16 protein-coding genes are annotated in these 19,013 nt (G+C 59.2%); 6 read left to right on the forward strand and 10 right to left on the reverse strand.

Annotated features, from left to right (window positions below; genetic code table 11):
• From nifJ to yciA, 4 genes are all read left to right on the forward strand, one after another.
• Nucleotides 1–2,768, forward strand: a 2,768-nt coding sequence (nifJ, locus tag L972_RS08545) for a pyruvate:ferredoxin (flavodoxin) oxidoreductase (RefSeq protein ID WP_052200042.1), incomplete at its 5' end; no start/stop codon positions are given.
• Nucleotides 2,769–2,998: 230 nt separating this feature from the next.
• On the forward strand, nt 2,999–3,337 hold the full coding sequence (locus L972_RS21390) for a hypothetical protein (protein WP_136501287.1): 339 nt from the start codon (nt 2,999–3,001) through the stop codon (nt 3,335–3,337).
• A gap of 257 nt (nt 3,338–3,594) precedes the next feature.
• Nucleotides 3,595–4,416 (forward strand): NAD-dependent epimerase/dehydratase family protein, encoded by an 822-nt coding sequence (locus L972_RS08550; protein WP_047437552.1) that lies wholly within the window; start codon nt 3,595–3,597, stop codon nt 4,414–4,416.
• A 59-nt stretch (nt 4,417–4,475) separates the two neighbouring features.
• Nucleotides 4,476–4,880: an acyl-CoA thioester hydrolase YciA gene (yciA, locus tag L972_RS08555; protein WP_005337875.1), complete on the forward strand. Its 405-nt coding sequence runs from the start codon at nt 4,476–4,478 to the stop codon at nt 4,878–4,880.
• Here yciA and L972_RS08560 read toward each other — a convergent pair whose 3' ends face one another.
• Nucleotides 4,881–5,105: a hypothetical protein gene (locus tag L972_RS08560; protein WP_005337874.1), complete on the reverse strand. Its 225-nt coding sequence runs from the start codon at nt 5,103–5,105 to the stop codon at nt 4,881–4,883.
• 107 nt (nt 5,106–5,212) lie between these two features.
• Between L972_RS08560 and L972_RS08565 the strand changes: the two genes are divergently transcribed.
• Entirely contained in the window at nt 5,213–6,058 is an 846-nt protein-coding gene (locus L972_RS08565; RefSeq protein ID WP_005350508.1) for an endonuclease/exonuclease/phosphatase family protein, read from the forward strand.
• A 125-nt stretch (nt 6,059–6,183) separates the two neighbouring features.
• Here the strand turns inward: L972_RS08565 and L972_RS08570 are convergent, their stop codons facing one another.
• From L972_RS08570 to L972_RS08610, 9 genes are all read right to left on the reverse strand, one after another.
• Nucleotides 6,184–6,480: a GrxA family glutaredoxin gene (locus tag L972_RS08570; RefSeq protein WP_223849348.1), complete on the reverse strand. Its 297-nt coding sequence runs from the start codon at nt 6,478–6,480 to the stop codon at nt 6,184–6,186.
• Between the two features lie 94 nt (nt 6,481–6,574).
• Nucleotides 6,575–8,014, reverse strand: coding sequence for a D-alanyl-D-alanine carboxypeptidase/D-alanyl-D-alanine endopeptidase (gene dacB, locus L972_RS08575; RefSeq protein WP_047437554.1), 1,440 nt, complete (start codon nt 8,012–8,014; stop codon nt 6,575–6,577).
• Between the two features lie 112 nt (nt 8,015–8,126).
• On the reverse strand, nt 8,127–9,887 hold the full coding sequence (locus L972_RS08580; RefSeq protein ID WP_047437557.1) for a DEAD/DEAH box helicase: 1,761 nt from the start codon (nt 9,885–9,887) through the stop codon (nt 8,127–8,129).
• Nucleotides 9,888–10,002: 115 nt separating this feature from the next.
• Nucleotides 10,003–11,040, reverse strand: coding sequence for an HlyD family secretion protein (locus L972_RS08585; protein WP_042055557.1), 1,038 nt, complete (start codon nt 11,038–11,040; stop codon nt 10,003–10,005).
• Nucleotides 11,041–11,043: 3 nt separating this feature from the next.
• The gene (locus tag L972_RS08590) at nt 11,044–11,382 is read right to left on the reverse strand and encodes a DUF3302 domain-containing protein (protein ID WP_005337862.1); all 339 of its coding nucleotides are present in this window, start codon (nt 11,380–11,382) and stop codon (nt 11,044–11,046) included.
• A 222-nt stretch (nt 11,383–11,604) separates the two neighbouring features.
• Nucleotides 11,605–13,026, reverse strand: a complete 1,422-nt coding sequence (locus tag L972_RS08595) for a carbon starvation CstA family protein (RefSeq protein WP_047437562.1) — start codon at nt 13,024–13,026, stop codon at nt 11,605–11,607.
• 140 nt (nt 13,027–13,166) lie between these two features.
• Nucleotides 13,167–13,871 (reverse strand): two-component system response regulator BtsR, encoded by a 705-nt coding sequence (btsR, locus tag L972_RS08600; protein ID WP_047437564.1) that lies wholly within the window; start codon nt 13,869–13,871, stop codon nt 13,167–13,169.
• Entirely contained in the window at nt 13,868–15,538 is a 1,671-nt protein-coding gene (locus L972_RS08605; RefSeq protein ID WP_047437566.1) for a sensor histidine kinase, read from the reverse strand. Before L972_RS08605 ends, btsR begins: the two co-directional genes overlap by 4 nt.
• A 353-nt stretch (nt 15,539–15,891) precedes the next feature.
• Nucleotides 15,892–17,127 (reverse strand): HD-GYP domain-containing protein, encoded by a 1,236-nt coding sequence (locus L972_RS08610; RefSeq protein ID WP_047437568.1) that lies wholly within the window; start codon nt 17,125–17,127, stop codon nt 15,892–15,894.
• 230 nt (nt 17,128–17,357) lie between these two features.
• Between L972_RS08610 and L972_RS08615 the strand changes: the two genes are divergently transcribed.
• Nucleotides 17,358–18,974, forward strand: a complete 1,617-nt coding sequence (locus tag L972_RS08615; protein WP_047437570.1) for a phosphoethanolamine transferase — start codon at nt 17,358–17,360, stop codon at nt 18,972–18,974.
• Nucleotides 18,975–19,013 lie beyond the last annotated feature (39 nt).

Consider the following 19,013-nt stretch of genomic DNA (forward strand, 5'->3'; position numbering starts at 1 on the left):
CCGACGTCATCGTGCTGATGGGCTCGGGGGCGGCCACCGCCCGCACCACCGTGGATTGGCTCAACCAACAGGATCGCAAGACCGGGGTCTTGGTTGTGCGCCTCTATCGCCCCTTCCCGGTACAGGCGCTGCTCGATGCGCTGCCGCAGAGCGTGCGGCGCATGGCGGTGCTGGATCGCACCAAGGAGCCGGGGGCGGGCGGCGAGCCGCTGCTGCTGGATGTGCAGAGTGCGCTGATCGATGGCTTGCAGCGCGGCCTTATCAAGCGGCTGCCCTGGCTGAGCGGCGGCCGCTATGGCCTCTCTTCCAAAGAGTTCACCCCCGCCATGTGCGCGGCGGTATTCGAGGAGCTGGCATCCGATGCGCCGCGCCCGCGCTTTACCGTGGGGATTGTCGATGATGTGTCGGGCCTCAGTCTGGCTTGGCATCCCATCGGTGATCTTGAGCCAGCCAGCCGGGTGCGGGCGCTCTTCTTCGGCCTCGGCGCCGACGGCACGGTGGGCGCCAACAAGAACAGCATCAAGATCATCGGCGAGCTGGAGGGCTTCCACGCCCAGGGCTACTTCGTCTACGACTCCAAGAAGTCGGGCTCGCGCACCGTCTCTCACTTGCGCTTTGGCCCCGAGCCCATCGATGCCCCCTGGCTTATCGAGCAGGCGAGCTTTATCGGCTGCCACCAGTGGGGCTTTGTCGAGTCGGTCGATCTGCTGGAGCACGCCGCCGAAGGGGCGACCCTGCTGCTCAATGCCCCATATGAGGCGGACAAGGTGTGGGGCCAGCTGCCCGAGCGGCTGCGCGCCCGTATTCGCGCCCTCAATATCCAGCTCTACTGCATCGATGGGGATCGGGTGGCCGAGCAAAACGGCATGGGCAATCGCATCAACACCATCATGCAGACCTGCTTCTTCGCGCTGGCAGGGGTGTTGCCACGGGACGAAGCCATTGCGCTGATCAAGGAGAGCATCGAGAAGAGTTATGCCCGCAAGGGGCCCGAGGTGGTGGCGCGCAACTTCGCGGCGGTGGACGATACCCTGGCTCACTTAAGCAAGGTGGTGATCCCTGCCGGTGACGAGCAGATCAGCGACTATCCGCTGCCATTGGCGCCGGGTGGCAGCGAGTTTGTCCAGCGGGTCACCGGCGAGATGCTGGCGGGGCGCGGCGATCTGATCCCTGTCTCCATGCTGCCGGTGGATGGCACTTACCCCACTGCCACCAGCCGCTTCGAGAAGCGGGATATCGCTCGCGAGATCCCGATTTGGCACTCCGATATCTGCATCCAGTGCGGCAACTGCGTCTTTGTCTGCCCCCACGCGGCACTGCGGGCCAAGTTCTACCATCAGGACTGGCTGGCGACCGCCCCCGAGGCAGCCCAGTCGGTGCCCGTTACCGCCAAGGGCTTCCCCGACAGCCGCTACACCCTGCAGCTCTATCCGGAGGATTGCACCGGCTGCGGTCAGTGCGTGCAGGCCTGTCCGGTGCGGGCCGGGGCGGATGAGGAACACGAGGGCGAGCGCGCCATCACCATGATGGACAAGGCGCCCCATCTGGCTGGCCAGAAACAGGCGCTGCGCTGGTTCGAGAGCCTGCCGTGGCCTGCCCGCGAGCGGGTGGATTTCTCCACGGTACGCGGTGCCCAGTTCCTCGAACCCCTGTTCGAGTTCTCCGGTGCCTGCGCCGGCTGTGGCGAGACCCCGTACCTCAAGCTGCTGACCCAGCTGTTTGGCGATCGCATGCTGGTGGCCAACGCCACCGGTTGCTCCTCCATCTACGGCGGCAACCTGCCGACCACCCCGTGGGCCAAGAATGGCGAAGGGAAGGGGCCAGCCTGGTCGAACTCCCTGTTCGAGGACAACGCCGAGTTTGGCTTTGGTTTTCGTCTCACCGCCGATCAGCATCACGGGCAGGCGGTGGCGGCCCTCGAAGCGATGAAAGGGGAGCTGGGCGCAGAGCTGGTCGATACCCTGATCAAGGCCCCGCAGCGGCTGGAGTCGGAGATCCGCGCCCAGCGCACCCGGGTGGCGCAAGTGCGCGAGCGGCTGGAAGAGGTGAAGTCCGGCAAGGCCCGCGAGCTGCTATCGCTTATCGATCAACTGGTGCGCCGCTCGGTCTGGATCATCGGCGGCGATGGCTGGGCCTATGACATCGGCTCGGCGGGGCTCGATCATGTGCTCGCCTCCGGACGCGATGTGAACGTGCTGGTGATGGATACCGAGGTCTACTCCAACACTGGCGGCCAGATGTCGAAATCGACCCCGCTCGGCGCCGTCGCCAAGTTCGCGGCGGGAGGCAAGACGCTGGCCAAGAAGGATGTGGCGCTGCAAGCCATCTCCTACGGCAACGTTTATGTTGCCCGCATCGCCTTTGGTGCCAACCCGCAGCAGGCGCTGCAGGCCTTGCGTGAGGCGGAGGCCTATCCGGGCCCGTCGCTCATCATCGCCTACAGCCACTGTATCGCCCATGGCATCGATATGGAGTTTGGCCTGACCCAGCAAAAACGCGCCGTTACCTCCGGTCACTGGCCATTGATACGCTACAACCCGGTACTGCGCAGCGCGGGGCAGAACCCCTTCAGCCTCGACAGCCTGCGCCCCTCCATTCCCCTTGCCACATATCGCCAAGAGGAGACCCGTTATCGAGTGCTGGCCCAGAGCCATCCAGAGGAGGCCGAGCGGCTGATGCAGGTGGCGCAAAAAGTGGCGTGGCAGAAGTGGGCCACCTACGAGGAGATGGCCACCCGCGAGGCCAGCCATTTCCATCCGCCGGTGTGAGGATGGAGTGAGTAAAATATAACCAAGCGGGCCATTGGCCCGCTTTTTTGTCAGTAGACGCGTAGATGTTTATTATCTCTATTTGATAGCAAGCTGTGGTGTCTCGGAGATATTTTTGAACATGAAAACAATGTGTTGATATGTTGATGAAAGCTGGGCAGGATATAAAGGTGAAGTTATAGATTTGATTATATATTTTTATTTTGAAAAATTTTTTAAGGTCACAGTAGATGCATTATTCTTTTGGTATTTGTTCGCTTGATGATTACTGGGCATCAACAAAAAGTAAAGTAGAGTTATTTTTTGCAGACCCCCTTAATGAAAATTTGGCTATTGAGTGTGAAAGCAAGCTCTGGCATCTTTGTGACTGGTATTATGAAGAGAATAAAGACACGCTCAAGTATAAGCAATTAAGCGATTTACAAGGGCATGTTGGGAGTGAATGTCCAAGTCTTCGAGTAATGCGTGATATCTGTAATGGCTCAAAGCACGCGAGTTTAGGAAAAACAAGAACTCCAATTGTTCGGAAAGCACTGGTTCATAAGGGGGGGCTTTTCTTCTGGTTTTAGTAATGGGTTTGATATTTCCGTTCTACAAGTAGAGTTAACTGATGGTTCAATATATGAGTTTGATAAAGAGGTAAGGAAATCTATTGACTATTGGATGGGAATATTAAGTTTTAATAAATAAAGTTGCACCACTTGGGAATTTCTTGCTTTCACCGGATGCACAACGTGCTCGGTTATTTACTAATACCGTGCGAATGTTTGCCTTTTATGCCAAGGCAGGTAAGCTGCGGGGCAAATAGCGTCAAGCAGGAGAAGGGATGATGACAGAGCAACATTTCGCCGGGACGATCGGCATTCTGGGGGCGGGGTGGCTGGGGCTGCCGCTGGCGCGGGCTCTGCTGGCGGCAGGCAAGCAGGTTGCTGTCACGGTCAGCAGCGCCGAGAAGGCAGCCCGTTTGCAGGGGGAGGGGATCAATGCCTATCCACTGACGATTTCTGCCCATATGTCGGATGCGTGGCCCATCCCCTGCGAATCGCTGGTGATCTGCGTACCGCCCAGCAAGACCGATGACTATCCGCAGGCGGTGGCAAGGGTCTGCGCGTTGGCCAAAGCGAATGGCACCCGGCGGGTGCTGTTTGTCAGCGCCACCTCGGTATGGGGGGCGGGTCAAGAAGAGGGGGAGCTGCCCAAACCGCGTCATGCCCGTGGCGAGCGGATGCTGGCAGCGGAGCAGGCGGTGCTGGCGACCGGTTTCGAGACGGTGATGATAGTGCGCCCCTCCGGCCTTTATGGCCCGGATCGCCATCCCGGCCGTTTCCTCGCGGGCAAGACTCTCGATGGCGGCGCCCAGTCGGTCAATCTGGTTCATCTGGACGATGTGGTGGCGGCTTGCATGCTGCTGCTGGAGCGGGGTAAGGACGGGGATGTCTTCAACCTGAGCGCGCCGGTGCATCCGCGCCGCGAGCAGTTCTATCCCTTTGCGGCGCGCCAGCAGGGGCTGCCCGTGCCGGTCTTTATCGAGCCTGCCGGTGAATTTCAACCCATCGACGGCCAGCTGATTTGTCAGCAGATGGGATTCAACTATCGCTGGCCCGATCCGGCCCACTGGTTTGCCGAGCTCGCCGCCTCGGGTAATTGAGGTTTGCCAAGGGGGTGATCGCCCCCTATCATGCCGCCATCCATGAGAGAGAGGCGGTAATGATGGTAGATACAAAACGTCACCCCGATGGGGAGTTGTTGCTGAGAACCCTGGCAATGCCAGCCGATACCAACCCCAATGGCGACATCTTTGGTGGCTGGATCATGTCCCAGATGGATATAGGTGGGGGCATTATGGCCAAGGAGCTGGCAAAAGGACGTATTTGTACCGTATCCGTCGAAGGCATGACCTTTCACAGTCCGGTCAAGGTGGGTGATGTGGTCTGCTGCTACGGCCGCTGCATGAAGATCGGCCGCAGCTCCATGAAGCTCAAGCTGGAGGTGTGGGTCAAGCCGGTACTGCGGGAAAACGACGCCCAGCGTTACTGTGTGACCGAGGGGATCTTCACCTATGTCGCCATCGACGAACAGGGCAAATCCCGCCCGGTTCCGGTGAGTGCCTGATTAAATCAGCCGGGCATTGATGATGGATATTTCCTGCTCAAGCCCGGTTTTTTGCCGTATCATGCGTTCCAGCATCTCTTCCGAGCCCACATATTGCAGGGTGTCAAACAGGCAGAGATCGCATTGAGGGTCCCGTCTTATCTGATAGACGGTGGCCAGCTCCACTTGATGACAATTTCCTTGTTGATCATAAAACGTCACGTTGTACCGAAGTTCTTTCGCCATGAGACAAGGTCCTTCTGGTTGGGTGGAACAGGGACTATCAGCTTAGTCGGCGTGGATGACGTTTGTGATGGTCGCAACAAAAAGCAAAGGCGGGCGGTTGTTAGCCAATGAAAAATAGTTATCGCATTCTTGGCACCTCCCTGCTGACCCTGGGGTTGGTAGGCTGTTTTGAGGTGCCGGATCAGAACCATCTGGTCACAGCTCAAGGGATTGTGCCGGGACTCGACTGCCAGCGTCCGCCGCTGGTAGCGTTGGCGACTACGGCGCTGCCCCGTGAATTCGGGGTGACGGTGTGGAATCTCTACAAGGGCCAGCGCAAGAACTGGCGCGAGGGGATGGACAGTTATGCCAAGGGGCAGGATCTGGTGCTGCTGCAAGAGTCGGCCACCCGTCCCGATATGCTCGACTGGCTGCGCGCCGGTGATTTCCAGTGGCAACAGCTGCAAGCCTTCACCCAGGGCGGCGTCTCGTTCGGGGTGATGACGGTGGCCAAGACCCCGCAGGCGTTCGTCTGTGGCGTGCGCTCCCCCGAGCCCTTGCTGCGTATCCCCAAATCCGGGCTGGTGAGCCTCTATCCGCTGCAGGGCGATCCTGATGGCGTGATGGTCATCAATATCCATGCGGTCAATTTCGAGCTGGGGATGGCCACCTTCCGCGAGCAGCTCAACGATTTGACTGCGCTGGTGCGCCGCCATCAGGGGCCGGTGATCCTGGCCGGTGATTTCAATACCTGGAGCGACAAACGTCAGTTCTGGTTAAGCAAATTGGTGGACGAGCTGGGCCTGCAAGAGGCCGTGCCGGTGCCTGACCTGCGCCGCACCGCCTTCGGTCGCCCGCTGGATCACCTCTACTACCGCAATCTGGACCTGGTCGAGGTGAGTTCACCGGCCACCGACAGTTCGGATCACAACCCCATCATTGCGCGCTTTGCCGCACAGTCTGTGACTCCCTGACCCCAGTCTGTGGCTCCCTGACAAGGGATGGTGCGAGTTCCGCTCATAAAAAAATCCGGCGCCTGATGGCGCCGGATTTTTTTATACGTTCTGGCGGTCAACCCGCTAGGGATGACCCGCCGGCATTACTGGTAGAGACCCAGATTCGCTTTGGCGTAGGCTTCGAAATCGGTGCAGCCACCGATGTGCTGCTCATCCAGGAAGATCTGCGGCACGGTGTTGACCGGCTTGCCGGCGCTCTTGGCCAGATCTTCTTTGGTGATCCCTTCTGCATGGATATCCACGTAGCGGAATTTGAAGTCATCGCGCTGTTCGGTCAGCTGCTCGGCGATCTGTACGGCACGGACACAGTAGGGGCAACCCGGGCGACCAAAAATCACTGCAAACATATTTTCTCTCCGTTTTTTAAGCCGTTTATGTATGGCCGTTGAAATGAGGCAGGCAATAGCATAGCCCTGCCTCGTGGCGACTTGAAGCCGAAATTATCGATACCCTGATTCGAGTGGGCCTATTGGCTCAGCTCTCATCGGCGATCTGGATAGGCTGCTGCTGATAGATGCTCTCCAGCACCCCCTTCTCGAATACAGTCCAGGGCCACGGCGCCTTGCTGGCACGGTAGCGCTCATGGGTGGCCGGATCTTGGGACAGGCCGCGCTGGAACATCACGAACGCCTTGCGCTGGCCGCCTGCCGTGTCGATAAAGCCAACCAGATTGGAGGTGCCGGTGATGGTGCCGGTCTTGGCGTGGACCTTGTTCTTCATCATGGGGGCGGTGACGCTGCGGCGCCACGCCAGGGTGCCATCCACCTGGGAGCTTGGCAGCAGCTTGATCAGGCCAAGTTCGGCATCATTTTTCTGGATGAAGTTCAGCACCGACATCATCTGACGGGCGCTGATGAGATTGTGAGCGGAGAGACCGGAGCCATCTGCCAGGGTGGCGTTGCCCAGATCGATGCCGTTCTTGGTCAGGATGGCGCGCACCGCCATGGTGCCGCTGCGATAGCTGCCCGGCTTGTTGTAGTAGTGACGGCCCACGGTTTTGAGGAAGGTGTCGGCATAGAGGTTGTCCGATTTCTTCAGCATCTTGGCCAGCATCACCGGCAGGGAGACCGAATAGTGGGTGCCGAGGGTCTCAGCCCCTTCAGGGGCCTTGTGGGTGACCCGCAGCAGGCCATCATGCTTGATACCGGCACGGTTCATCGCCCAGCGGATGTTGTCCCAACCCCAGGCTTCCACATCGTGAATGGCGAAACGCAGTCCCTGCGGCTCCTTGTTCGGGGTGATACAGCCCTTGAGTTCGTAGAAGTTGCCCTTGGCCATGTCTACTTCCAGTGCGCAGAACTGGCGCGCCATGTCGCCATAGCTCATCACCTCCACGTTGTCGGCACCGATGCCGATGGGGACGCCGGTAGCCACATTGCCCACCGCCGGTTTGCCAATCTGGGTGGCAGTGATGGTGCCGTAGGCGCAGTTCTTGTCGATGATGACCGAGGAGACGGGCGCTGCGAAGCAGAGGGTCTGATCCCCCCACGACCAGCCGTTGCCGCGCTCGTAGCCGTTGTAGGCGCCGGTGTTGACGTAGACGTTGCCCTTGATGCTGGTGACGCCGAGCTGCTTGAACAGAGCCAGCAGATCCATGCGGGAGAGGGTGGGGTCGCCGACGAAGTTGATCCAGATATCGCCGTTGATGGTGTCGCCCTGTTTGGCACCGGGTTGGGCCTGAATGTCAGTGGCGAAGCGGAAGTCGGCACCCAGCTCGAGGCGGGCCGCCAGCGCGGTGAGCACCTTCATGGTGGAGGCGGGGGCGATCATCTGATCGGCGTGGCGGGCGAACTCGATGCCGTTATTGCCCTGCACCATGATGGCGTACTGGCCACCCTGAGGGGGCGTCAGCGGGGCGGCATGAGCCGCCAGAGAAGAAAAGAGAGCACAAAAACCAATCAACAGCCGCTGCATAACATCCTCTAACGTGACGAAGGGCCCGGCAGTGGTGCCGACCCTGATAATTCAACCAGCCGATGCGGGATCGACGGGATAACGCAATTCATGCCATGTATGCCGGTCGCCATCATGCCATCGAGTTGGCGGTACGATAGCGACCCTCATAATCAAAAATTTTCTCTTTTATCTGCCAGAAGCGACCCGATTTGCGGGCGATGACAAAATCCGGATGACGGAACTGGCTTTGAGCGGCCAGCACGCTCGCCAGAGTGGCAAATTCGGGCTCCAGCCCCGGGGCGGGCCAATGATGACGCACAAAGTGCTGTTGAAACAAGCGCCGTGCGCCCGGGGAGTGAAATCCGAAGTATTCACTGAGGGTCAGCCCATCCTCATCGTGGTAGGTCACCTCCAGCCGCTCCCCCTGTTTGCCGCGCCCTGCGGTGAGGGTTAGCCCCGCACAGCGGATCACCATGCAATCCTTGAGATTGAGCGCCTCTTTGAGCTTGTCGTCAGGGTCGACCAGCAGCTGATCGCAGCTCTGGCAGCGGCGGGCGGCGATGTCGTTCTCCGCACCGCAGCCGGGGCAGATCTTGGCGCGAAAGCGGTAGTCACACTCCTCGCGGTTGCCCTCATCATCTTCAAACAGCCCCTGACAGCGGCGGCCGTAGTGCTCGATCACCTTGCCATCCTCGTCGGTCTTGCCCCAGAAGGTGTTGGCAAAGCCGCAGGCGGGGCAGGGCACTTGCACCGGCTCGGTGCCGGCGTGGGGGCGAGGCTCCCCCACTTCAGGGGCGAACAGGTTGAAGTTGTTGCCCGCATAGTCGAGCACCAGACAATCCTTCTTGCCCGGCGAGAGGCGCAGGCCCCGCCCCACGATCTGCTGATAGAGGGAGACCGACTCGGTGGGGCGCAGCATCACGATAAGATCGACATGGGGGGCATCGAAGCCGGTGGTGAGCACCGCCACGTTGACCAGAAACTTGAGCTCCCGCGCCTTGAAGGCGTTGATGAGGGCATCGCGCTCCGGCCCCGGGGTCTCGCCGGTGATAAGGGCCGCCTGCTGGCCTCTGGCGCCAAGCAGGCCGTGAATTTCGCGGGCGTGTTCGACGGTGGCGGCGAAGATCATCACCCCCTGCCGGTCGGCGGCATACTCCAGCACTTGGCTCAGGATATGGGGGGTGACCCGCTGCTGGCGCTTGAGCTCTCCGTTGAGATCCGCCTCGCTGAAGAGACCATTCTCCCGCGGCACCAGCTTGCTGAAGTCGTAGTGAACTATGGGGGCATCCACCATGCGCGGCGGCGTCAGGTAGCCGTTTTTGACCATAAAACGCAAGGGCAGCTCGAACACGCAGTCGCCAAACAGCCGCTCGCCGTGGCTTTTGACCATGCCGTGGTAGTGGCGCCGGTAGATCCAGCCCAGCCCGAGCCGATAGGGGGTGGCGGTGAGACCGAGGATCTTGAGGGCCGGATTGGCGGCCTTGAGGTGGTCGATCACCTGATGGTACTGGCTGTCATCATCGAGTGAGACCCGATGGCACTCATCGATGATCAGCAGCGAAAACGCTCCGTCAAAGGCATCCAGATTGCGGGCAACCGACTGCACCGAGCCGAACACCACCTGGGCGCTCGCCTCCTTGCGATCCAGACCGGCAGCGAAGATATCGGCCTTGAGCCCCCACGCCTCGTACTTGGCATGGTTCTGCTCCACCAGCTCCTTGACGTGGGCCAGCACCAGCACCCGGCCGCGCGCTTTGCGGGCCAGCTCGGCAATCACCAGACTCTTGCCGGCACCGGTTGGCAGCACCACCACGGCGGGATCCGGGTGTTTGCGAAAGTGGCTGATCACGGCGTTGACGGCGTCGGTCTGATAGGGTCTGAGAACGAACATGCAGGCTTGGGTATGTCGATGTGGGGTGGTGCAAGATGGCGCCATTATAGGGTGCTTGCCGTCACAAAAACAGCGGGCCGGCATGATGCCGGCCCACAGGGTGCTTGGGTGCTGATCAATGGAACGGGAATATGTAGTTCATCCAGCTTGCCATGCGCAGCAGCACTTTGCGCATCACAGATACATGGTGGAAGTAGTGGGTATAGATGGCAGCCTGCCCGCTGGAGCCTGCAATTACCTGATACTTGGCCCACTCGGGGTCGGTGATGGAGATAACCACCGGCAGACGACCCGGGCGCACCGCCGTGGTCTGATCCAGCAGACCGGCGTTGGCCTGCACGTTACCGGCGGCAATGGCCGGAACCACGGCGGTCACCTTGCCTTTGAAGATTTTGCCGGGTACGCCATCGATCACCACTTCGGCCTCATCACCCACCGCCAGTCGCTGCATGCTGTTCTGCCAGAACCAGCCGACGTAGGCGGTGTCATCCTTGTGGATGAAGGTCATCACCGGACGATACATGAAGGGGGTGGCGATCATGCCGGGGCGCAGGGCCAGCTGCACCACATGACCATCGCTCGGGGCATAGACCACGGTTTGTGACTGCTGGTACTTGGCTTCCATCAGCTGGGCCTGCAGATCGTTCAGGGTGGCTTTCTGCTGGTCAATCTGGGCCACGATGTCATCCACGTTGGCCTGGGTGACGTCGAGGTCACGCTGCTTGCCCACGCCACGGCGCATCAGGTCGCTGGCGCGATCCCTATCCAGCCTGGCGGAGCGCAGTCTTGCCTCAATGGACTTGAGGTGCTCGCGGTTGGATTCGACCCGTGCGGTGAGGCTCTCCACTTTCAGGCGGAACGGTTCGTCATCGAGGCGAAACAGCACGTCGCCTTTTTTCACCGGCTGGTTGGCCTGCACCGGAACCTCAACGACCCGGCCCTTGACCAGCGGCACTATGGGGGTGGAGACGTAGTAGTTGCGCGCCATCTCGGAGTAGGGGTGGTTGTAGTTCATCAGCATGATCAGGGTGCCGATGAGCAGCACGCCGCCCAGTGCTGCGGTGGGGACGGTCCACTTGTTGAGCGGGATGCGGAAGATTTTGAATATGGCGACACACAGCGCCGTGTAGGTCAGGATCAGTAGCAGGTCCATGGTTTATCCCTGTTGCTCGCTCTGTTCGATAGTGTTGATACGGCTCTTCAGATCCGCCAACTCCTGCTTGAGGGCCGCCAGCTCCTCTTCATCTTTTTGCAGCCGCTGGCTAAAGCCCCAGCCGCGATCGGGGCGATAGATGGTTGCCCAGATCCAGAGGAAGGGCCACAGCACGTGCAGGGTAAACAGGCTGACCCAACCTGCCACGTGAATGGCATCCTGATGAGGGTGATTCCGATGTTTGGCTATCTCGTAAGGAATATCGTGGATAACGATGACTCCATAAAAAATGACCAGCCCGACAAAGACGAGCAGACCAAGTGCAAAATAATCAAGGGCCATTTATAACCTCCACTGGCATGACGCACAGCTTAATCATTGGTTCCAACAAGCACTAAAGCAATTAAGAATCACACATTTATCGTCAGTTCGCCCGGAATCTTAAAGCTATTCGCTGTATTGAAGCTGAAGCCATCCAACAGTTGTCTTATTAGTCTTTTTGTCATTAAAAAAGGCGCCATCAGGCGCCTTTTTGTGCTGCTTTCGCTGCATTTTTTGCTGTTTTTACCCTTCGCTGGTACTGCTGACCAGCGGCTGGCGGAACTTCATCAGGAAGGCCACGGTAATAGCCGCCGTTGCAGTCAGGCCGATGATGGTGGAGGTCCCCATCTCCAGCCCGAACCCGATGGGGGCGTTGGCCAGATAGGTGATCACGACAGCAGTCATGAACATGGCGGGAAGGGTGCAGATCCAGTGCAGCTTGCCCTCTTTGATGAGGTAGGCAGCTGCAGCCCACAGCATGATGACGGCGGTGGTCTGGTTGGCCCAGCCGAAGTAGCGCCAGATCACCCCGAATTCAGCCTTGGAGATGATGAAGCCAAGGATAAACATGGGGATGGCGATCAGCAGACGCTTGGCCAGCGGCTTCTGGGTCATCTTCAGGAAGTCCGCCACGATCAGGCGAGCACTGCGAAACGCGGTGTCACCGGAGGTGATGGGCAGGATCACCACGCCGAGGATGGCCAGAATGCCGCCGACTGTGCCGAGCAGGCTGGTGGAGACTTCGTGTACCACGGCTGCCGGGCCGCCGTTGGCCATAGTAGCGTTGAGTGCTTCGGTGCTGTCGTAGAAGGAAAGACCCAGGGTGCACCAGATAAGGGCGATGATCCCTTCACCGATCATTGCGCCGTAGAAGATGAAGCGGCCGGATTTTTCGTTCTGCATGCAGCGCGCCATCAGCGGTGACTGGGTGGCGTGGAAGCCTGATACCGCGCCACAGGCGATGGTGATGAAGAGCAGCGGCCAGAGCGGCAGTTCGGTCGGGTGCAGGTTGGAGAAGTCCATCCCGGTGTTGTAGAAGCCTTTGCCGGAGGCGATCAGGCCAACGATGAGGCCGACCGACATGAAGACCAGCAGGGCGCCGAAGATGGGATAGAAGCGACCGATGATCTTGTCGATAGGGACTATGGTCGCGAGGATGTAGTAGGCAAAGATTGCCACGATCCAGTAGACCAGATCGGTGGAGGTGAGGTTGGCGAGCAGCCCTGCCGGGCTCAGCACGAATACCACGCCCACCAGCATCAGCAGCACCACGGCAAACAGGTTCATGAAGTGCTTGGCGGCGGTGCCCAGATGCTCACCGACCACGGTTGGCACCGAGGCTCCCTTGGCGCGCACCGACAGCATGCCGGAGAAGTAGTCATGTACCGCACCGGCGAAGATGCAGCCAAAGACGATCCACAGCATGGCGACCGGGCCGTAGAGTGCACCCAGGATGGGGCCGAAGATGGGGCCAACGCCTGCGATGTTGAGCAGTTGAACCAGATAGACTTTCTTGTCCGACATCGGGACATAGTCCACCCCGTCAGCCATGGTGATGGCGGGGGTTTTCAGCTCGGGTTTCGGGCTGAATATCCGTTCGATGAATTTGCCGTATATGAAGTAGCCGGCCACAAGTAAGCCGACACAGAGGAAGAACCAGATCATTGCTACGCTCCTGCATTGTTATTTTTTAGTGTGCAGAGCGAGTCTAAAACGGTTGCGCCTGGCTGGCAGGTGAAACTCCCCGAGCGGCGCTTTGGCGCGCCGAGCGGTCGGCGGCTGTGATCAGGCGCACACTCCGCGGCTCAGTCCAGCCCCAGCTGATCTTTGAGCTCCTTGAGATAGCGACGACTGACCGGCACCCGGGCGCCGCTCGGGGTGACAATCTCTGCCAGCTGGTTATCCAGCAGCCTGATCTCGAAGATGGCGTTGGGGGAGACCAGATACTGGCGGTGGCAGCGCAGCAGCGGGCTCTTTTCTTCCAGCGATTTGAGGGTAAGCTGGGTGTGGAACAGCTCGCCCTGACAGGCCACATGGACCCCGCCCAGATCGGAGAAGGCATACTCCACCTGTGCGATGGGCAGCAGCCTGACCCGATTGTGCAGATAGCCCGGAATGTGTTCGATGGTGGGGACCAGCCGCTCGATGGGCTGCGGGGAGATATCCTGCTTGAGGCGAGCGAGGGTCTTGGCCAGCCGGGCCGGTTCCACCGGTTTGAGCAGGTAGTCGAAGGCGTTCTCTTCAAAGGCCTGAATGGCGTACTCGTCAAAGGCGGTGACAAAGACGATGCGGGGCAGGGGGTCGAGCATGGCGACCAGTTCCATACCGCTCAGCTTGGGCATCTGGATATCGAGAAACACCACGTCGGGCTTGAGCCGTTGAATAAGCGGCAGCGCCTCGATGGCGTTGGCCGCCTCCCCCACTATCTCGATGGCGGGATCGCAGGCCAGCTGCTGCCTCAGCTCTTCGCGGGCATAGTGTTCGTCATCGACAATCAGGGTGCGGATCATGGTTGCTCCTTGGGGATGGTGAACGACACCCGGGTCCACTGTTCCGGCTCGCACGCAATAGTCACGCCATAGCGCTCGCCAAAGGCGCTTTTCAGTCGCCGGTCTACGATGGTCATGCCCAGACCGTCGCCAGCGGGATGTGCTTGCCAGGTGCCTGCATTATCTTCCACATGGATGGTGACGCTGGTGGGATGCTCATCAGTCCAGAGGCGAATGCGCCCTTGCTCCAGCAGGGTCGAGATGCCGTGCTTGATGGCATTCTCGATCAACGGTTGCAGGGTGAAGCTGGGCAGTCGCAGTGTGGCCAGATGGGGCGGGATCTCGTTTATCACCGTCAGCCGATCGCCAAAGCGGGCCAGCTCGATCTCCAGATAGGATTGGCAGTGCTCCTGCTCCTCCTGCAGGGTCGCAAGGCCGCTCTGTCGCTTGAGGTTCTTGCGAAAGAACAGCGAAAGATGCAGCAGCAGATCCCGCGCCTTGTCCGGATCGCGCCGGGTGATGGCACTGATGGTGTTGAGGGTGTTGAACAGAAAGTGGGGGTTGATCTGGGCCTGGATAAGTTTCAACTCGGACTGCACCAGCAGCCGCTGATGCTGCTCCAGCCGACCGGCCAGCAACTGCTGTGACAGCAGGTTGGCAATCCCTTCCCCCAGGGTGTGGTTGATCTTGAGAAACAGCCGCTTCTTCGGCTCGTAGAGCTTGATGGTGCCGATCACTCCTTTGTCCCCCTGCAGCGGGATCACCAGCACCGAGCCCAGCTGGCATGCGGAGGAGAGGCTGCAGCGATAGGGCTGGCTGTTGCCATCGGCAAACAGCACCTTGTTGTGGGCGATGGCCTGCATGGTGATGGCTGACGCAATGGGGGTACCCGGCAGATGGTGATCTTCGCCGGTGCCGATAAAGGCGAGGATCTGCTCGGTGTCCGTGATGGCGACCGCCCCCACGCCGGTCTCCTCCTGAATGATGCGGGCAATCTTGTTGCTCGCCTCCGGGGTAAAGCCCTGACTCATGATCCCCACTGTGCGGTTGGCGATATTGAGCGCCTTGGCGGAGAAGACCCGGGAGAACTTCTCATACATCCGCTGCTGGTCGCGGATCATGCTGATAAAGAGCGCCGCGCCGCAGGAGTTGGCCAGAATCATCGGGGTGGCGATGGTGCGCACCAGCAGCAGGGATTTGTCGAACGGGGTCGCCACCAGCAGGATGATCACCATCTGCATGATCTCGGCATAGAGGGTGGTAAAGAAGGCGATGCGTGGTTCAAACAGGGCATCCGTTCGTCCCGAGCGCATCAGTCGCCAGTGCACTATGCCCCCGAGCAACCCCTCGCAGGTGGTGGAGATGGCGCAGGCGAGATCGGTAAATCCACCCAGCGTATAGCGGTGCAGGCCGCCGGTCAGCCCCACCAGAAAGCCCACCAGCGGTCCCCCCAATAATCCCCCCAAGACGGCGCCGACCGCCCGGGTGTTGGCGATGGCATCATCGATATCGAGGCCCACATAGGTGCCGAGGATACAAAAGCTGGAAAAGATGATGTATATCAGTATCTTGTGAGGTAGTCTCACGGAATAGTTGGCAAGCGGGCGCAGCAGCGGGCTTTTCGAGAAGAGATAGGCGATCACCAGGCTGACGCTCATCTGTTGCAGCAAGGAGAGGACCAACTGCATAAAAAACGCTCCTCATAAGTCAGCTGAAAAAATAGCCAACCCGTGAATAAGTGTGATCAGGATCTTGTTCTGTTGGCCCAACTGGGCGCAACGGGCCGTCAGTTTGCCAGAACAAGTGGATAAAACCATATTAAATCAGCATGTTAAATTGATATTTGTGTAAGCGGCAGCGGGTTGATATTGATGGATGGAGCATGAATGTATCCGCTGGATACGCCACACGGAGGTGGCATGCTCCGCCCGGCCCCTTGGCTGGGCGTTTTTTATACATGGTCAGTTGGCAACCTTCTGATGGGGGTTTGAGCAATTATTCCGGTTTGTCCAATGAGTTATCCCCAGCTTCTGGGGATAACTCAGAATGCAAAGTAGTAGCAGAAGCGGCGGGTCAGATTGAAGAACTGCCGTTGTCCCTCATCGAGCTCTTCCTGTTTGATAAAAGCAGTGATGGTGCGTTCATCTTCCCGCAGATCGATCATCGCTACCGCTTCCGGGCGCTGGGCCTTGATATAGGGCAGGATCTTCGGCTTGAGGGGCATGGTGGGCTCGGTAGAGAGCACCAGCGCAATGCTCTCGTCGGAGAGTTTCACCAGTGATCCCGGCGGATAGACCCCCAGCACCTTGACCAGCAACTTGACCAGATTCTGGTCGAACTTCTTTTGGGATAACTTGTAGAGCTGGCTGATGGCCTGACTCGGCGCGGCCGGAGTACCGCTGTTGCGGGGATGGAGTAGTTCGTCGTAGAAGTCGACCAGCCCGATCAACCGCGCCAGCGGCGGGATCTCCCCGCCCTTGATCCCCAGTGGATAACCGCTGCCATCGAGTCGCTCGTGGTGAAGGTGGGCGACCTGACGGATTTTCGGTTCAAAGGCGTTGAGCTGGGTCAGCATCTCCAGCCCGTACTGGGGATGCATCTTGAGGAAGTTCTGCTCGGCCTTGCTGAGATCGCCGCGCTTTTGGGTGATCTGACTCGGGATTTTCAGCTCGCCGATGTCGTGGATAAGTCCCGCAAGCCCGGTCTCTTCCAGTTCGATGGGATTCATGCCCAGCTCGCGGGCCATCAGCATGGCGATAAAGGCGACGTTGAGGCTGTGCTGCAGCAGGATATCGGTGTGGGGGCTGCGAATAAGGTGGAGCCCGAGAGGCCCTTCATGCTGACTGAGGGTGAAGGCGGCATTACGGACGATCTGGGCGGTGTTGGCCAGTCCCTCATCCGGTTTGAGGTTCAGCGCCCCGAGTGCATCGCGCAGCTCGCTCATGGATTGGCCAAAGGCTTTGTCGGCGGCGCGCATGGAGCGGCGAAAGGCCTTTTCGTCAAAGGGGGGCGGGCCCGAGGCAATCAGCTCTTCCAGCTCATCAAGATCGGGCCCGGCATCGGGAATATCGCCGCGCAGCAGCGGCTCGATGGGCAGATCGCTCTTGTCGGGGTCGACCATCAGCAGGGTGAGATCAAGATGACGGAGAATGTCGAGTTGCTGCTGGTCCTTGATCTTGAAGGTATTGAACATAAACGGGTGGTTAGTCCATCCCGTGGGGAGATGGATATAGTGGCCTATTCTCAATTGCTCTATCGAGGCTTGGATCAGTGCCATCGGTTAACCTGCATTTCGTGAATGCCTACTCAACAAGCTAGCAAAATCCGATGGATAGACAACTAAAAATCCATTTCGGGGCTGCGGAGCACCCCGTGCTGTGATGGTGCGCACGAGCGCCGTGCTTCTCCTCTTAATTCGCGCTTAAGTTTTACTTCCTACGCTGGCCCCGTCGTTTTTGTTGGCTTGGCCGGCCCGCTGCACTGCAGGCCGGTATGTAGGAGTTGTTTATGCGTGTAACTCTCGGTGTACTGCAGACCAATCTGTTGCTGGTGCTCTTTTTCGCTCTGGTACTGAACTGGCCAATCTTTTTGCATTTCTATACGGTGCTCAGCGCCCTGACCCATGTCAAAGCCGGATTTGCCATCTCGATCCCGCTGGTGTTGATCGCGGCGCTCAATGCCGTGTTTATTCCCTTCACGTTCCGGTTTGTGCTCAAGCCCTTTTTTACCGTGCTCATTCTGACTGGCTCCATCGTCAGCTACGCCATGCTCAAATACGGCGTCATCTTTGATGCTGGCATGATCCAGAACATAGTGGAGACCAACAGTGGTGAGGCGGGGGCCTATTTGAATGGCTCGGTTGCGCTCTGGTTTCTGCTGACCGGGCTGCTGCCTGTTCTGGTGCTCTGGTCGCTGCGGATCCGCTATCCGGCTCGCTGGTATCAGGGGTTGGCGTTGCGGGTTGGTGCACTGGCTATCTCTCTGCTGTTTATCGGGGGAGTGGCGTCACTTTACTATCAGGATTACGCCTCGGTCGGGCGCAACAACAAGTCGCTGGCCAAAGAGATTGTGCCGGCCAACTATGTGCACGGCCTCTACAAATATGGGCGGGATGTGCTGTTTGCCACGCCGATCCCCTACCAGCATCTGGGGACAGATGCCAGGGTGGTGGCACGGGGAAGCAAGCCGACTCTGATGTTCCTGGTGGTGGGGGAGACGGCGCGCAGCCAGAACTACTCCCTTAACGGGTATGGCAAGGCAACCAACAGCTTCACGGCCAAAGAGCAGGGGGTGGTGTCGTTCAGGGATGTGCGCTCCTGCGGTACGGCTACTGCTGTTTCGGTGCCCTGCATGTTCTCCAACCTCACGCGCCGTGGCTACGATGACCAGCTTGCCAGCTCCCGTGACGGCCTGCTCGATGTGCTGCAACATGCCGGAGTCTCGGTGCTGTGGAAAGAGAACGATGGCGGCTGCAAAGGGGTGTGTCGCAATGTGCCGACCATCGAGATCCTTCCCAAATCCTATCCTGCGCTCTGTCAGGGGGAGTCCTGCTATGACGAGGTGCTGCTGGAGGGGCTGGATCAGCAGATTGCCGGCATGAAGGGCAACAAGTTGGTGGCTTTTCACCTGATGGGCAGCCATGGTCCGACCTATTTCCGTCGTTATCCTGCCAGCGAGCGCGCCTTTATGCCGGACTGCCCGCGTAGCGACATTGAAAACTGCAGCAACGAAGAGCTGGTCAACACCTATGACAACACCATCCGCTACACCGACAAGGTGGTGGGACTGCTGATAGACAAGCTCAAGTCGCTGGAGAGCCAGTATGATGTTGGCCTGGTCTATCTCTCCGATCACGGCGAATCCCTCGGGGCCATGGGGCTCTATCTACACGGCACGCCATACAAGTTTGCTCCCGATGATCAGACCCGGGTGCCTCTGCTGACCTGGTTCTCGCCTCAGTTACAGGCTGATCGCCAGCTTGATATGGGTTGCCTGGCGGCGGAGGCGAGCAGCCAGCGCTTCTCCCATGACAACCTCTTTCACTCCATGCTGGGGATCATGGATGTGCAGACCCGTGTTTACGACAACAAGCTGGATCTGTTCAAGCCATGTCGGGCGGGCTAAACCGCCAGCAAGCACACAATAGAAAACGGCAGCCACTGG

This window comes from Aeromonas sp. ZOR0001, assembly GCF_000801015.1.
In the GTDB taxonomy this organism is placed as follows: Bacteria; Pseudomonadota; Gammaproteobacteria; order Enterobacterales; family Aeromonadaceae; genus Aeromonas; species Aeromonas veronii.

Coding starts and splice junctions, on each gene's coding strand:
- L972_RS21390 (WP_136501287.1), top strand. CDS start 2,999: ATGCATTATTCTTTTGGTATTTGTTCGCTTGATGATTACTGGGCATCA.
- L972_RS08550 (WP_047437552.1), top strand. CDS start 3,595: ATGATGACAGAGCAACATTTCGCCGGGACGATCGGCATTCTGGGGGCG.
- yciA (WP_005337875.1), top strand. CDS start 4,476: ATGATGGTAGATACAAAACGTCACCCCGATGGGGAGTTGTTGCTGAGA.
- L972_RS08560 (WP_005337874.1), bottom strand. CDS start 5,105: ATGGCGAAAGAACTTCGGTACAACGTGACGTTTTATGATCAACAAGGA.
- L972_RS08565 (WP_005350508.1), top strand. CDS start 5,213: ATGAAAAATAGTTATCGCATTCTTGGCACCTCCCTGCTGACCCTGGGG.
- dacB (WP_047437554.1), bottom strand. CDS start 8,014: ATGCAGCGGCTGTTGATTGGTTTTTGTGCTCTCTTTTCTTCTCTGGCG.
- L972_RS08580 (WP_047437557.1), bottom strand. CDS start 9,887: ATGTTCGTTCTCAGACCCTATCAGACCGACGCCGTCAACGCCGTGATC.
- L972_RS08585 (WP_042055557.1), bottom strand. CDS start 11,040: ATGGACCTGCTACTGATCCTGACCTACACGGCGCTGTGTGTCGCCATA.
- L972_RS08590 (WP_005337862.1), bottom strand. CDS start 11,382: ATGGCCCTTGATTATTTTGCACTTGGTCTGCTCGTCTTTGTCGGGCTG.
- L972_RS08595 (WP_047437562.1), bottom strand. CDS start 13,026: ATGATCTGGTTCTTCCTCTGTGTCGGCTTACTTGTGGCCGGCTACTTC.
- btsR (WP_047437564.1), bottom strand. CDS start 13,871: ATGATCCGCACCCTGATTGTCGATGACGAACACTATGCCCGCGAAGAG.
- L972_RS08605 (WP_047437566.1), bottom strand. CDS start 15,538: ATGCAGTTGGTCCTCTCCTTGCTGCAACAGATGAGCGTCAGCCTGGTG.
- L972_RS08610 (WP_047437568.1), bottom strand. CDS start 17,127: ATGGCACTGATCCAAGCCTCGATAGAGCAATTGAGAATAGGCCACTAT.
- L972_RS08615 (WP_047437570.1), top strand. CDS start 17,358: ATGCGTGTAACTCTCGGTGTACTGCAGACCAATCTGTTGCTGGTGCTC.